The sequence below is a fragment of the Rhodococcus koreensis genome, assembly GCF_900105905.1.
Taxonomy (GTDB): Bacteria; Actinomycetota; Actinomycetes; order Mycobacteriales; family Mycobacteriaceae; genus Rhodococcus_F; species Rhodococcus_F koreensis.
On sequence record NZ_FNSV01000005.1, the window covers coordinates 6,401,629 to 6,416,243 of the forward strand.

At 68.3% G+C, this 14,615-nt stretch carries 12 protein-coding genes; 7 read left to right on the forward strand and 5 right to left on the reverse strand.

The features are described 5' to 3' along the window. Window positions 1–84: 84 nt before the first annotated feature. Together BLV94_RS33690 and BLV94_RS33695 are read right to left on the reverse strand one after the other, a co-directional pair. The gene (locus BLV94_RS33690; protein ID WP_072937252.1) at window positions 85–390 is read right to left on the reverse strand and encodes a WhiB family transcriptional regulator; all 306 of its coding nucleotides are present in this window, start codon (window positions 388–390) and stop codon (window positions 85–87) included. Between the two features lie 200 nt (window positions 391–590). Beyond that, complete coding sequence (locus BLV94_RS33695; protein ID WP_072937253.1) at window positions 591–1,448, reverse strand: SGNH/GDSL hydrolase family protein; 858 nt, start codon at window positions 1,446–1,448, stop codon at window positions 591–593. Between the two features lie 153 nt (window positions 1,449–1,601). Here BLV94_RS33695 and BLV94_RS33700 point away from each other — a divergent pair, with 153 nt between their 5' ends. Further along, window positions 1,602–2,462, forward strand: a complete 861-nt coding sequence (locus tag BLV94_RS33700) for an SDR family oxidoreductase (protein ID WP_072937254.1) — start codon at window positions 1,602–1,604, stop codon at window positions 2,460–2,462. A 2-nt stretch (window positions 2,463–2,464) separates the two neighbouring features. Here the strand turns inward: BLV94_RS33700 and BLV94_RS33705 are convergent, their stop codons facing one another. Beyond that, window positions 2,465–3,220, reverse strand: a complete 756-nt coding sequence (locus BLV94_RS33705; protein ID WP_072937284.1) for an IclR family transcriptional regulator — start codon at window positions 3,218–3,220, stop codon at window positions 2,465–2,467. Continuing rightward, window positions 3,217–4,671: an APC family permease gene (locus tag BLV94_RS33710; RefSeq protein WP_174705438.1), complete on the reverse strand. Its 1,455-nt coding sequence runs from the start codon at window positions 4,669–4,671 to the stop codon at window positions 3,217–3,219. Before BLV94_RS33710 ends, BLV94_RS33705 begins: the two co-directional genes overlap by 4 nt. A gap of 419 nt (window positions 4,672–5,090) precedes the next feature. Between BLV94_RS33710 and BLV94_RS33715 the strand changes: the two genes are divergently transcribed. The 4 genes from BLV94_RS33715 (at window position 5,091) to BLV94_RS33730 (ending at window position 10,666) form a co-directional block, all read left to right on the forward strand. Further along, window positions 5,091–6,596 carry an aldehyde dehydrogenase family protein gene (locus BLV94_RS33715; RefSeq protein WP_072937285.1) on the forward strand — a complete coding sequence of 502 codons (1,506 nt, stop codon included), beginning with the start codon at window positions 5,091–5,093 and terminating at the stop codon, window positions 6,594–6,596. Between the two features lie 169 nt (window positions 6,597–6,765). Then, window positions 6,766–8,256, forward strand: a complete 1,491-nt coding sequence (locus BLV94_RS33720; RefSeq protein WP_072937256.1) for an APC family permease — start codon at window positions 6,766–6,768, stop codon at window positions 8,254–8,256. After that, on the forward strand, window positions 8,253–10,199 hold the full coding sequence (locus tag BLV94_RS33725) for a primary-amine oxidase (protein WP_072937257.1): 1,947 nt from the start codon (window positions 8,253–8,255) through the stop codon (window positions 10,197–10,199). Before BLV94_RS33720 ends, BLV94_RS33725 begins: the two co-directional genes overlap by 4 nt. Before the next feature lie 5 nt (window positions 10,200–10,204). Then, a complete protein-coding gene (locus BLV94_RS33730) occupies window positions 10,205–10,666 on the forward strand; it encodes a hypothetical protein (RefSeq protein ID WP_072937258.1) in 462 nt (153 codons plus the stop codon). 70 nt (window positions 10,667–10,736) lie between these two features. Here the strand turns inward: BLV94_RS33730 and BLV94_RS33735 are convergent, their stop codons facing one another. After that, complete coding sequence (locus BLV94_RS33735) at window positions 10,737–11,411, reverse strand: GntR family transcriptional regulator (RefSeq protein ID WP_072937259.1); 675 nt, start codon at window positions 11,409–11,411, stop codon at window positions 10,737–10,739. Between the two features lie 166 nt (window positions 11,412–11,577). Between BLV94_RS33735 and BLV94_RS33740 the strand changes: the two genes are divergently transcribed. Both BLV94_RS33740 and BLV94_RS33745 read left to right on the forward strand, forming a co-directional pair. After that, window positions 11,578–13,356 carry a CocE/NonD family hydrolase gene (locus tag BLV94_RS33740; RefSeq protein WP_072937260.1) on the forward strand — a complete coding sequence of 593 codons (1,779 nt, stop codon included), beginning with the start codon at window positions 11,578–11,580 and terminating at the stop codon, window positions 13,354–13,356. Between the two features lie 118 nt (window positions 13,357–13,474). After that, window positions 13,475–14,614 carry a serine hydrolase domain-containing protein gene (locus BLV94_RS33745; protein ID WP_072937286.1) on the forward strand — a complete coding sequence of 380 codons (1,140 nt, stop codon included), beginning with the start codon at window positions 13,475–13,477 and terminating at the stop codon, window positions 14,612–14,614. Window position 14,615 lies beyond the last annotated feature (1 nt).

The following is a 14,615-nucleotide window of genomic DNA, read 5'->3' on the forward strand; positions in this document are numbered from 1 at the left end:
CCACCATGCGCCATCACGACAACGATGGGGGTGCCGGTTCATACAATGTGATGAAGAGCCGTGCCTGAAACGCGGCTGACCAGGTCAGCGGCGCTCGCCGGTCCGGGTTCGCCGGGCGTGGCGTCGGCGGTCGGCCTCGGTCATGCCTCCCCAGATTCCGTACGGTTCGTCCGCTGTGAGGGCGTGGTCGCGGCACTGGGCGACGACCGGGCAGTCTTCGCAGATCTGCCGGGCGTTCGCCTCGCGGCGGGCCCGGGCGCGACCGCGTTCGCCATCGGGGGAGAAGAACACCGATGATGCGACTCCGCGGCATGCGGCCACCTCTCGCCACTCCTCGTGGTGGGGTGCGGCCGCGGGGGCCCGTATTTCTGACGTTTCTGCCAACAGCACTGCGGTCCTTCCGTTCCAGGCCTGTGGACGATCCACGTGTCGGGAAACAGATGTCGTTTTTCTATATGTGAGTGTCGGTATCGGTTACGGCCGTTGCCGGATAACAAACCGTACGACCCGTTTGAAGGGTATACCGGATGGCGCCCGGGTGTGCCACTAGGTCGGGCGTCCAGCCGTGCCTGCGCGCCGCCGCCCGCGGGTCAGGGAAGGGGCGCGACGACGAGCGAGGCCATCGCTCTGTGTCCTTCGTGGGTGGGGTGCAGGGGCATCGTGAACGACCGGGGGACGAGGCCCTCGAACCAGCGTCGAACGGGTCCGGCACACGCGTCGTGCCCCACCGCGGCGGCGGCCACGTCGACGAACCGGGCGCCGTTCGCGCGTGCCGCGTCGGCGAGAACGGCGTTCATTCGCACGAAGAACTGCACGACGAAGGCGGCGTCGGCGTCGCTCGTGGGGACGTAGGGCCAGCAGCCGCGGTCGCCGAAGATGCCGCCGTGCCCCACCAGGAGCACAGTTGCTGCGGGGGACTTCGCGGCGATGGCAGCCAGGGTCGCGGACACCTTCGGGCCGAGCGCGGCGAGGGCGTCGGTCATGCGCCGGGCCGTGGTGGCGTCGGAGCGACATTTCGCGTCGAATCCCGGGGCGGGCGTGTAGCAGGGCTCGACCAGCGACGACCACGCGATGTCGTTTCCGCCGATGCTGACGGTGACGAGCGTCGTGTCCGGCCGGAGCGCCCCGATCTGCGGTGGCTGCGGGCCGGTCACTGTGAATTGCGGTGTTGTCGTGATGTTCTCGGTCTTCGCGCCTGCGCACGCCCGGCTGACATAGGATTCCGCGCTCAGGGTGTCGGCGACGATCTGCGGGTACGCGTCGGACGTGCGGAAGCACCCGTCCCGAATCGACAGCAGATCCTGAGGCGACCCGGTGGCTCGCGAATCCCCCAACGCGACGTACCGGACGGCGGGGTCCGGCGCGGCGTCGGCCACGGCCGGATGCGACCACGGGAGCGCGAGCGCCACCGTGCACGCGACGAGGGCGGGGGACAGGCCCGGCTTCACGGGACCGCTTCGAGGACGACCGGATCGTGCGGGCCCGGCGGGTTTTTCGTCATCACTCATCTTATTTCCGCCCGCCGGATATCGCCTGACTTCGACGGACTCGGAGAAATTCGGGCTACCGACGTAACTCAGATACTGCTAGTCTCCGAAACCATGGGAATCTTCAGCGGACGGAATTACCCCGAGATCGACCCGGACGGCGCGGTCATCGTCGTGACCGGGGGAGGGCGGGGCATCGGCCGCGCCACTGCGGAACTGTTCGCGGCCAGGGGCGCGACCGTGTGCATCGGTGACCTCGATCGTGCGGTCGCCGACGAGGCGGCTTCGGCGTTCGGCGCCCGCGCGTACACGGTGGACGTCGCTTCCGTGGAGTCGTGGCGGCGGTTCGCCGACGACGTGCTGGCGGACTGCGGTCGCATCGACGTGCTGGTCAACAACGCCGGCGTCATGCCGCTCGGTGGGTTCCTCGAGGAATCCGACGAGACCAGCCGGATGACGATGAACGTCAACGTGTGGGGACCGCTGCACGGCATGCGAACGGTGTTGCCCGGGATGGTCGAGCGCGGGCGTGGCCACATCGTGAACGTCGCATCGATGGCCGGCAAACTGCCCGTGCCCGGGATGGCCGTCTACAACGCCAGCAAGTTCGGGGCGGTCGGACTGTCCGCCGCCGTCCGGGCCGAGTTCGCTCCGGCCGGTGTCAGCGTGAGCACGATTCTTCCCAGCGCGGTCCGCACCGGGCTGTCGTCGGGGGTGCCGCTGGGCGGTGGGATGCCGACCGTCGACCCCGAGGACGTGGCGGACGCCATCGTTCGGACACTCGACCATCGTCGCGCCGAAACGGCGGTGCCCCGCTACCTCGCCGGGTGGGATCTGATCGACGCCGTGGTCCCGGAGAGCCTCCTCGACCTCGGTCGCCGACTCGTCGACGACCGGCGCGCGCTCACCGCCGTCGACCCCGTCGGACGGGCCGACTACGACCGTCGCCTCGCCCGGCAGTCGCAGACGACGTGACGTCAGGCCATCAGCGGGGCGAGCCGTTCCGCGTGCTCCCGCAGTGACGGGACATGCCGCAGCATGAGGTGTTCGTGATCGACGTGCCCCGACAGTGCCAGACTGCCGACGAGTGCCCCCGTTCCGGACCGGACGGGGACGGCGACGCACGCCGATGCGTCTCGCAACTCCGCGAGTTGGGTGGCGAACCCCTGGCTTCGGATCAGGTCCAGATTCGCGAGCAGTTCACTCCGCGCGACGATCGTGCGGGCCGTCAGCGCCCGCGGCTCCCAGCGGGGAATCACGGATTCGAGTTCCGCCTTCTCCGCGAGGAGAAGCTTGCCGACCGCACACGCGTAGAGGTGCTGGTTGAGGAACGACTCGTCCTCTGGCGGCGGGTATTCGGGGTCGGAGTCGGCGGTGCGGACGGCGACGTTGGTGTAGTAGAAGAGGTGGACCCCGAACCGCACCGACAGTCGAAGCTCGGCGAGGACCTCCCGCGCCGCCGCACACACGGTGGGCACCACGGCGGCGTCGACGAGGACCCCGATCTTCTGGCCCAGGGCGAACCCCGACAGGTCGGGGAGCCGCACTACATAGCCTTCGCCGACGAGGATGTTGAGCAGCCGGTACGTGGTCGCCGACGGCATCGACAGGCGGGCCGCGATGTCCTTCGCCGTGACACCCGAACCGGCGCGGGCCACTTCCTCGAGCACCCGCAGCGCGCTGGTGACGGCCTTCGGCTGCCGCCCCGACAGGGCCCTGTCGTCGGCGTTCACCGGCGGACCTCCCACGGGCGGTAGCGGCCCAGCAGGTCGTCGGCCACGGCCTCGTCGTACACACCCATCCGTTCTCCGATTCCGGGGGATCGCCTGGCGCGGATCGCGAACACCGCGGCGCCGAGGAGCATCAGAAGCACGTAGACCGCGGTCGCCGCGCCCGCGACATACGTCCGCGAGAACGCCGCCCACCCGACCAGTGCGACCATCGCCGTCGCCGCCAGCGCGCCGATGACCAGCGGGAGCCGGGTCAGTTCGCCGATCCGCCGCAGGAACGCCGGCGTCGCGACGCACAGCAGGACGTACGCGAGGACGTAGCCGTGGGCGGACACGGCGAGCAGCCCGATCAGGACGTCGCGGCTCGAACCGCTGACGAACAGGTAGAGGACGGGGACGGCGACGATCACCGGCATCGCGACCGCCAGCGCCACGTGGGGGGTGTGGAACCGGTCGTGCGTCCGGCCGAACACGATCGGAACCACCCCTTCGCGGCCCATCGCGAACAGCGTTCGCGACAGTGCGGTTGTCGAACCGAGGACGCAGGCGAACCAGGAGGCGGTGATGCCGAGTTCCATGACGATCGACAGCGCCGACGAACCGGCGCCGGACGGGTCGGGCAACGTGAGGACGATCGGCAGTGAGTCGACTCCCTGCCGCACCGGCTCCGGCAATTGCAGGGCGGCCGCGAACACGTACAGGACGCCCAGGGCGATCGGGGTCCACCGGATGGCGCGCGGAACGGTGACGAACGGGTTGCGGGCTTCGCGCGCCACCGTGCCCGCGCTCTCGAATCCGACGAACGACGTAATCGCGAGCAGTACGGCGAACCCGACCGCGGACCCCGATTTCGCGCCGCCCGCGGACGGGGTCGCGCCCTCCCGGACGGATTGGACGAACGCGACCACGAGCGCGGCGGAGGCGGCGACGATGGCGAAGACCTCGATGGCGAGCATGATCCGCGCCGACAACTTCACCCCCCGGATCATCAGCATCAGGGCGAGCAGTCCGACGATCGCCGCGAGGGCCGCGATGAGCGTCGACCCCGTCGGAAGCCCCACTCGGCCGAGCAGCGCCGCGAGGTAACTCGCGGCGCCGAGCGTGCTCGCCATGGCGGCGGCCGCGTAGCCGACGAGCAGCGACCAGCCGCCGCCGAAACCGGGCACCGCCCCGAGCCCCTTCACGATGTAGCTGTAGAGACCGCTGACGGCCACCATCCGAGTCGCGAACTGTCCGACGCAGTAGCCGACCGCCGTCATCAGAATCGCCGCGGCGACGAACACCGCGATGGTCGCCCGGCCGGCGTCGGGGATGACGAGAGCGGGCAGCGTGACCATCACGGCCGACGGTGCGACCGCGGACACGGACTGCCCGAGCACCTGGACGAAACTCAGGCGCGCGCGCTCGAGACCGGCGACCGGTGATCTACTTCTGATTCTGGGTGTACCGGACACCACGCACCTGCTCTCCACACTTTCTCGCCTGCCCGCGCGTGATCGACGCCGGGCTGCATGAGTTGCACGCTAGCGCAGGAGTCGAGCGTGATGCGCCGATCGGAATTAATTTTCGGTCACCTCGAATGAGAATGGCCGGGGAATTCGTTCCCGATTCCGGGGCCTGCGACGCCGCACATGGTGGATCAGCTGCACCGACCCGAAAAGCCGGAATGAGAATCGCCACCGCCGCGGCCGGAAAAGTCGAATGAGAATGCCGCAGTCGCTGATTCCCATCCGGATTTAGTAGTGACCGGCGACACATCCCGGGTTTATCGTGGATTCAGGCCGCAGCACGACGAGGCGAAAACTCCCGCCAAAAGTGTTCTGCAGAAGCCGGATTCATTCACAGATTCATTCACTCCATCGAAGAGGACATGATGACTGCAGTCGTTCACACCCCAGCCGGACTCGACCCCCGGGTCGTCGACTTCGTTTCGTCCCCGAAGCGCATGTTCGTCGACGGCCGATGGGTGGACTCCGCGTCGGGCAGGACGTTCGAGACGGTCGATCCCGCCACCGGACAGGTGATCACGACAGTGCCGCACGCCGGCATCGAAGACGTGGACCGGGCGGTTGCGGTGGCCCGGCGGGCGTTCGAGTCCGGGCCGTGGCGCTCGCTCACCCCTGCGGAACGTCAGCGGATCCTCTGGAAGATCGGCGAGGGAATCCTCGCCCGCGCGGATCAGTTCGCGCAGCTCGAGTCGATCGACAACGGCAAGTCGGTGGCGGTGGCCAAGGCCGTCGACGTGACGTGGGCGGCGGAGATCTTCTTCTACTACGCCGGCTGGGCAACCAAGATCGAGGGCCGCACCATCCCGGTGTCGGTGCCGTGGGCGCCCGGCGCCCGCTTCCACGCCTTCACCACCCGCGAACCGGTCGGCGTGTGCGCGCAGATCATCCCCTGGAACTTCCCGCTGGTGATGGCCGCGTTCAAGGTGGCGCCCGCGCTGACCTGCGCGAACACCATGATCCTCAAGCCCGCGGAGCAGACCCCGCTCACCGCGCTGCTCCTCGCCGAGGTGATCGCCGAGGCCGGCGTCCCGGACGGCGTGTTCAACGTGCTCACCGGGTTCGGCGACATCGGCGCGGCGCTGTCCGGTCACGACGACGTCGACAAGGTCGCGTTCACCGGCTCCACCGAGGTCGGAAAGAAGATCGTCAATGCCGCGTCGGGGAACCTCAAGAAGGTGTCCCTCGAACTCGGTGGCAAGAGCCCGCAGGTCGTGTTCTCCGATGCGGACCTCGAGGCCGCGATCCCGGGCGTGGCGAGCGGATTCCTGTTCAACCACGGGCAGGCCTGCACGGCTGGAACGCGGCTGCTCGTCGAGGATCGGATCTTCGACGAATTCACATCCGGGGTAGCCGATTTCGCGAAGTCGCAGAAGATCGGCCCCGGGCTCGACCCGACCAACGACATCGGCCCGCTGATCTCCGGGGAGCAATTGGGCAAGGTCACCGGCTACATCGACGCCGGACTCGCCGACGGCGCCCGCGCCCTCTCCGGCGGGCGGCGGCACGGCGACACCGGTTTCTACGTCGAGCCCACCCTGCTGGTCGACGTGAACCGCGACTTCAGCGTGTACCAGGAGGAGATCTTCGGACCGGTCGCCGTCGCGGTGCCGTTCAACCGGGAGGAAGGCGTCCGCGCAGCCGCCAACGACACCCCCTACGGCCTCGCCGCCAGCGTGTGGACCCGGGACGTGTCCCGCGCCCACGAGGTGGCCGCCGAGATCAAGGCGGGCACCGTGTGGGTGAACTGCCACAATGCGTTCGACACGGCGCTCCCGTTCGGCGGCTACAAGCAGTCCGGGTGGGGACGCGAACTCGGTGAGGGCGCCATCGCCGAGTACACCCAGAGCAAGTCCGTCAACATCGCGCTCTAGAGACCGTGACCGGAGCCGAATGAGAACACCCCTGCATGCGTTCTCATTTGCCGTCGACGAACCGTGACGCTTCGGCAACCGCGCCGACAACCCGCAGCCGCATGCTCGTTCCGGAGCTCACCGCGGAGCATCCACGCAGACCCTCTCCTCGTGAAAGTCGAAGGAAGCCATGACAACCAACGCCTCACCGCACCCGAGTGCAGTCAGCGACGGCGCGTCTCGCAGACTGGCAGGCACCCTCGGTCCCGGTGCCATCGTGTTCATGGTCGTCGCAGCGGCGGCCCCGTTGACCGTAATCGCCGGCACCGTCCCGCTGGGGATCTCGGCGGGTAACGGCGCCGCCTATCCGGCGTCGTACCTGGTCTGCACGGTGGTGTTGCTGTTCTTCGCCGTCGGATTCACCGCGATGGCCAAGCACCTCCCCGGCGCCGGCGCGTTCTACACCTACATCACGCAGGGCCTGGGCAGGCATGCCGGTCTCGGCTCCGCGTTCCTCGCGCTGCTGTCGTACACCGCCGTCCAGGGCGCGGTCTACGGATACATCGGGGCCGCCGTCAACGATTTCGTCACCGCGCACGGCGGTCCCGAACTTCCCTGGTACGTGTGGGCCCTGGCCGTGACCGCCGTCGTCGCGATCCTCGGATACCGGCACATCGACCTGTCCGGCAAGGTGCTGGGCGTCCTGCTTGTCTGCGAGGTCGGGATCGTCCTCGTCATCGACGCCGCCGTCATCCTCCGCGGCGGCGGTGACGAGGGATTCTCCACGGCGGCATTTCACCCGGGCGAGTTCTTCTCCGGGGCACCCGGCATCGCCCTGATCTTCGCCATCGCCGGGTACATCGGATTCGAGGCCACCGCCGTCTTCCGTGACGAGGCCCGCGATCCGGGCCGCACCATTCCCCGGGCGACCTACCTCGCGTTGCTGGTCATCGGCGGCTTCTACGCATTGTCGAGCTGGGCGATGGTCAGCGCGTGGGGCGACGAGGGCGCGGTGGCCATCGCCACCGAGAACCCCGAGGGCATGATCACCGAGACCGCCACCCGCTACGTCGGTGCGATCGCCGGCGACCTCGTCCAGATCTTCCTGATCACGAGCCTGTTCGCCGCGCTGCTGTCCTTCCACAACGTGCTCTCCCGGTACATCTTCTCCCTCGGGAACAGTGCCGCCCTGCCCGCCGGCTGCGGCCGTTCGCACGACAAGCATGCGTCGCCGTACATCGCGTCGGTCGTGCAGACGGTGTCCGCTCTCGTGCTGATCCTCGCGTCCGCCGTCGCCGGACTCGACCCGGTGACCGAGGTCTTCGCCTGGTTCGCCGGTGTGTCCTCGGTCGGCATCGTCGCCCTGATGACCCTGACGTCCGTGGCCGTCCTCGTCTACTTCGGCCGGACCCGGGTGGACCGGCGGCTGTGGAACACGGTGATCGCACCGCTGCTCGGACTCGTCGGTCTGGCCGGGCTGCTGATCATGACCGTCGCCAACCTTCCCCTTCTCGTCGGCGGATCGAGCACGCTCGCCGCCGTCATCGGGGTCCTGCTCGTCGGAACCTTCGCCGGCGGAGCAGCCGTCGCAGTGCTCCGGCCCCACGCCGCACGACACGACACCGCACTACCGCAGCATCACACGAACGACACCGTCATCGACAAGGAGATCGCACGATGAGTACCGCAACCACCGAGACCCGCGCCACCGTGGGGTCCGCCGCCCCGGATCACCCGCTCACTCCGCTGACCGCGGATGAGATCCGCTCGGCGAAAGCACTGCTCACGGACGAGGGACTGATCGGCGAGAACGTGCGCTTCGTGTTCGTCGCGCTCGCCGAGCCGCACAAGTCCACGGTCCTCGCGTTCACCCCCGGCGACCCGATCGAGCGGCGCGCCCGGATCCTGCTGCTCGACCGGTCCACCGGCATCGGCACCGACCTCGTCGTGTCCGTGACGGAGAACCGTGTGATCAGCTCGACCACCGTCGATTCCGCCACCGACGGTCACGTCCCGATCCTCGACGAGGAGTTCGAGGACATCGAAGCCTTCCTGCTCGGCAGCGCCGACTGGCTCGCGGCGATGGCGAAGCGCGACATCGAACCGTCGAAGGTCCGGGCGGTTCCCCTGTCGGCCGGTGTGTTCGGCCACGAGGACGAGGTCGGGCACCGCATCGTCCGCGTCCTCGCCTTCCATCAGGAGGACAAGGCGGACCTGCCGTGGGCGCACCCCATCGACGGGGTGGTTGCCTACGTCGACCTCACCGAGCGTCGCGTCGTGAAGGTGGTCGACGAGATCGAGCTGCCGGTGCCCGCCGAGCGTGGCGAATGGAACGCCGAGCCGCACGCGACACCCACCCGCACCGACCTCAAGCCGATCGAGATCACCCAGCCCGAGGGTGCCAGCTTCTCCGTCGACGGCAACGAGATCACCTGGGCCGACTGGAAATTCCGCTTCGGTTTCGATGTGCGTGAGGGACTGACACTGCACCAGCTCTCGTTCGACGACGGGGGAGTCGAACGGCCCGTGATCTACCGCGCGTCGATCGCCGAGATGGTGGTTCCGTACGCCGACCCCTCCCCGGTCCGTTACTGGCAGAACTACTTCGACCAGGGGGAGTACCTGTTCGGCCGGTACACCAACTCGCTCGAACTCGGCTGCGACTGCCTCGGTGAGATCCAGTACTTCGACGTCACCATCGCCGACGAGACCGGCGACCCGCGCGTGATGAAGAACGCGATCTGCCTCCACGAGGAGGACTACGGCGTCCTGTGGAAGCACACCGACATGTTCAACGGCATGACCGAGACCCGCCGCTCGCGCCGCCTCGTCATCTCGTTCTTCCTCACCATCGGCAATTACGACTACGGGTTCTACTGGTACCTCTACCTGGACGGCACCATCGAACTCGAGGCGAAGGCCACCGGAATCGTCTTCACGTCCGCGTACCGCGGCGCGGAGGGATTCTCCACCCAGATGGCGCCCGGGCTCGGCGCCCCGTTCCACCAGCACCTCTTCTCCGCTCGACTCGACATGGCCGTCGACGGTAACGTGAACACGGTCGAGGAGGTGGATGCCGTGCCCGTCCCGATGGGACCGGAGAACCCGTGGGGCAATGCCTTCCGCTGCCAGAAGACCAAGCTGACCACCGAATCCGAGGGGCAGCGCACCGCCGACAACCTCAAGGCCAGGGTCTGGCACATCACCAATCCCACCAAGCAGAACCGCCTGGGTCAGGACGTCGGGTATGCGCTGCACCCCGAAGGACAGCCGGTGCTCCTGGCAGACCCGTCGAGTTCGATCGCCGCCCGCGCCGCGTTCGCGACCAAACACCTGTGGGTCACGCAGTACGACGAGTCCGAGCGCTATCCCGCAGGCGACTTCGTCAACCAGCACCCGGGCCAGGCCGGTCTGCCCTCGTTCGTGGCGGGCAACCGGGACATCGACGGCGAAGACCTGGTGCTGTGGCACACGTTCGGGCTGACGCACTTCCCCCGGCCCGAGGACTGGCCGGTCATGCCCGTCGACTACGCCGGGTTCAAGCTCAAGCCCGTCGGGTTCTTCGACCGCAATCCCGCGCTCGACCTGCCGGCGAGCACCGCGAAGCACTGCTGCGAAGGCTAGACGTCGTGACCACCGTCTTCTCCACGGCCTTCTCCACGGCCGCCCGCCGCACCAGCCTCTGGTGGCGGCGGGCGGCCGCGGCCCTCGCGATCGCCACGGCAGGGCTCCACGCCGCGACGCTCGGTGAGCATGCGGCGGCGTCGCCGATGGTCGGGGTGGTGACCGTCGCGATGATCCTCGGATGTCTGTACTGCGCGGGGCACCTGTGGATGCGGGGTTCGCAGCGGGACTGGGGGCTGGTCGCGATGATGAACGTCGGGATGATTGCACTGCACCTCACCGTGATGAGTCCCGGTTCGGGTGGCGGCCACCACGGGCACGCGATGCATGCGGCAGCCTCGGCTCCTCCGATGGCGCATGCGATGTCGACCCCGATGGCGGCGGCCCTCGCGACGGCCGCGCTCGAAGCGGTGGTCGCCGTGACGGTGCTCTTCTACCGCAGCCGGCTCGACCAACCCCCCATGTGAGTGGCAAAGCGTCCCCCGGCACGCTTTGCCACTCACATGGGGGTGGTCGCGTCAGGCCACGGGTGAGTGTCTAGCCGGCGTCCTGCTGCGCGAGTTGCGCCTTGATCCGCGCGGTCGCGTCCAGGAGCGAATCGTTGTTGACCGCGGCGGCCGCGGCGTCGTCGTGCTCCCGGGCGGACTCGACGAGACGCTGCTGGTACTTCCACAGCGAGTCGTCCTCGGTCGTGTCGACGGTGCCCTCGGCGCCGACGATCTTGTATGCCCGGCAACGCTGCCACAGCGTGCGGATCGTGTCGACCAGCACGGGATTCTCGGCGGCCTCGTACAGGATCGTCAGCAGCGCCTCGTCGTGGTCGAGATAGGCCACCACACGCCGCTCGTCGAGGGCGGTGCGCATGAGAGTGAACTCGTCCTGCATCCGGGTACTGTCCGCAGCGCTGATTCGCTGGGCGCCGAGCCGGGCGGCCTCCACCTCGAGCAACCGGCGCACGTCGTAGACGTGCACCAACTCGGCGAGGGTGAGGCCCTTGACCACTGCCCCCTTGTGCGGTGATCGCTCGGCCAACCCGGCTTCCTCGAGCCGGCGGATCGCCTCGCGCACCGGCATCACGCTGGTTCCCACCTGTTCGGCGAGATCTCGCACTCGCAGGCGGGCACCGGCAGGCAGATCACCGTTCATGATCGACTCGTGGATCATGTCGTAGACCTGGTCGGTCAACAGTGACGTTTCGGCGCGCTTGGACATTGCCACGACTCAAATATAAACGGCACGGTCGCTCGGGTGTCGCGACATACCGGCAATCCGAGTTGGTCACAGTTCCAGAGCGTTTACGCTCTTCGGAGGTTCTCCGGACGGCGTGACGGATGGCGGGTGGGCTGTGAATCGCAGGGTGGGCAGATCGACGCTGACGATGGCGGTGGCCGCGGCCACCGTCCTGACACCGATCGCGGCAGCCGCTCCGGCGACCGCCGACGCGGGCGGGTTCACGAAGACGACGCTCCATTTCCAGGTCTTCGTCGGACCGAACCGCGACGTACCGTGCGACGTGATCGGCGACGTGTACAAACCGGATGCGGCGTCGGCGTCGAATCGCGTCCCCGCCGTCCTCACCACCAACGGCTTCGGCGGTTCCAAGAACGATCAGGCCGGTATCGGCTCGTTCCTCGCCTCGCGGGGCTACGCGGTGCTCGCCTATTCCGGGCTGGGCTTCGGCGGTTCGGGCTGCAAGATCCACATGGACAACCCCGAGTACGACGGAGTTGCGGCGAGTGAACTGGTGAGCTTCCTCGGCGGACGCGACGGGACTGCGTTCGTCGATCCTGCGCACACCGTTCCCGTTGCGGGTCTCGACTACGTGGTGCAGGACGCGACGGCCCACCACGGCACGGCCGAGGCGAACGATCCGCGGGTGGGGATGATCGGTGGGTCCTACGGCGGGGCGGTGCAGTTCGCCGCGGCGTCGGTGGACCCACGGATCGACACGATCATCCCGATGATCACCTGGAACGACCTCAGCTACTCGCTCGCGCCCAACAGCATCGACCAGACGTCCGGGGTCAGCACGTCGGTTCCCGGGGCATCGAAGGTGGTGTGGTCGCTGACGTTCGGGGCCGTCGGTGTTACCAACCCCCGCGCGGAGGGCTACGCGCAGGACCCGGTGCGGGCCCTGGGGTGCCCCAACTTCGCCGATCCCGCATGCCCCGCGCTGGCACAGTCCGCGGTGCAGGGTTTCCCGGACCCGGCGTCCGTCGACTTCCTGCGGCAGTCCTCCGTGGTGTCGTACGCCCATCGCGTGAAGATCCCGGTGCTGCTGCTGCAGGGTCAGCAGGACACGCTGTTCGACCTCAACGAGTCGAAGGCCACCTTCGAGACGCTGCAGGCACAGGGCAACGACGTGAAGATGATCTGGCACAGCTGGGGGCATTCCAACCTGACTCCCGCCGAGGGCGAGATCAACATGAAGGACCCCAACCCCGACACCCAGTACGAGGCGGGCCGGATCATCGACTGGTTCGACCACTACCTGCGGGACAGCGGGGCGGACACCGGGCCGGTATTCAGCTACTTCCGCAACTGGGTCGACTACACCGGCAACGCCACACCCGCGTACGCCGAATCCTCGGACGTCTCGGTGGGTCAGGACTATTCGCTCTACCTCTCCGGTGACGGCGCACTGACCGACCGCCGCGACCGCATCGTGGCCGGCGCCCAGACGCTGAACACGCTGCCCGGCGGACTCCCCACCGACCGCGAGGCACCGGACACGAGGCCGAACGCCCCGGTCCCGCAGAGTGTCGAGCCCGGAACCGAGGCCGAGTGGTCGTCGGGGATCCTCGATGCCCCGTTGGACGTGGTCGGAGCGCCCCTGCTCGACGTCCGGGTCACCGCCGCACCCGCGGTCACCGGTGCCGAAGACGCGGTGGTGGTCTTCGCCAAGCTGTACGACGTGGCTCCCGACGGCACCGAGACGCTGATCAACGGGCAGGTCGCGCCGGTGCGGATGGTGGCACCCGGCGAGCCCGTGCGGGTCGTGATGCCGGCGATCGTCCATCGCTTCGGTGAGGGGCACCGTGTTCGCCTCGTGGTGGCCGGCGGCGATCAGAGCTTCCGCGGCGGGCTGGTGCCGCATCAGGTCACCATCGCCGCGGGCGACCCGGGGCAGGCGCTGGTGCTGCCGGTGACGGGCTGAAAACGAGCCCCGAGCAGCACGTGATTGACATCACACCGCCTCGGGATCACACTGGGAACCCTCAATTGAATCCGATGTCAATATCAATATGACGTCGGCCGGTGGAGAGGAACCGCAGGTGACCGAGCTCGGAGGAGTGTGCGACCAGCGCTTCGCGGCGTTGCAGGACGCACTGAAGGACAATCTCGACTCCGGTGAGGAGCTCGGCGCGTCGATCGTCGTGACCCTCGACGGACACCCGGTGGTCGACATGTGGGGCGGATGGTCCGATCCCGATCACACCGCCGAATGGGGACGCGACACCCTCACCAACGTGTGGTCGTGCACCAAGACGGTGACCGCTCTCGCCGCGCTGATGCTCGTCGACCGCGGTCTGCTGGACGTGTACGCGCCCGTCGCGAAGTACTGGCCCGAGTTCGCGGCCGCCGGCAAGGAGCGCGTCGAGGTCCGGCATCTCCTCTCGCACACCTCGGGGGTGTCGGGGTGGGATCAGCCGATCACGGTCGAGGACACGTTCGACCTCGCCGAATCGACGAAACGACTTGCCGCCCAGGCGCCGTGGTGGGAGCCGGGCACGGCGTCCGGATATCACGCACTGAACTACGGTCACCTGATCGGCGAGGTCGTCCGACGGGTCGACGGACGCACCCTGGGCCGTTTCGTGGCCGAGGAGATCGCCGGACCGCTGGCGGCCGACTTCCACATCGGATTGGACCCGTCGGAGTTCGGCCGGGTGTCGAACGTGGTCCCGCCGCCGCCGCTGCCGATCGACCTGGCGTCCCTCGACCCCGCCAGCGTCATCGTCAGGACGTTCACCGGGCCCGGACCGGACGCCTCCGCGTCCTGGTCCGACGCGTGGCGCAGGGCCGAGAACGGCGCGGCCGGCGGTCAGGGCAACGCCCGGTCACTCGCCCGGATCCAGTCCGTGGTGGCCTGCGGCGGCGAACTCGACGGCGTCCGCCTGCTGTCGCCGGACACCATCTCCCTCATCTTCGAGGAGCAGTCGAACGGCGTGGATCTGGCGCTGGGGCAGCCGATCCGGTTCGGCGTCGGCTACGGATTGCCGACACCCGTGTCGGTGCCGTTCGTCCCCGAAGGGCGGATCTGCTTCTGGGGTGGCTGGGGCGGTTCGCAGGTCGTCGTCGACACCGAACGCCGGATGACCATGACGTATGTGATGAACAAGATGGGTCCGGGACTGCTCGGGTCCGACCGCACCGCCCAGTACGCGACGGCGACGTTCGACGCACTGGGCTGAC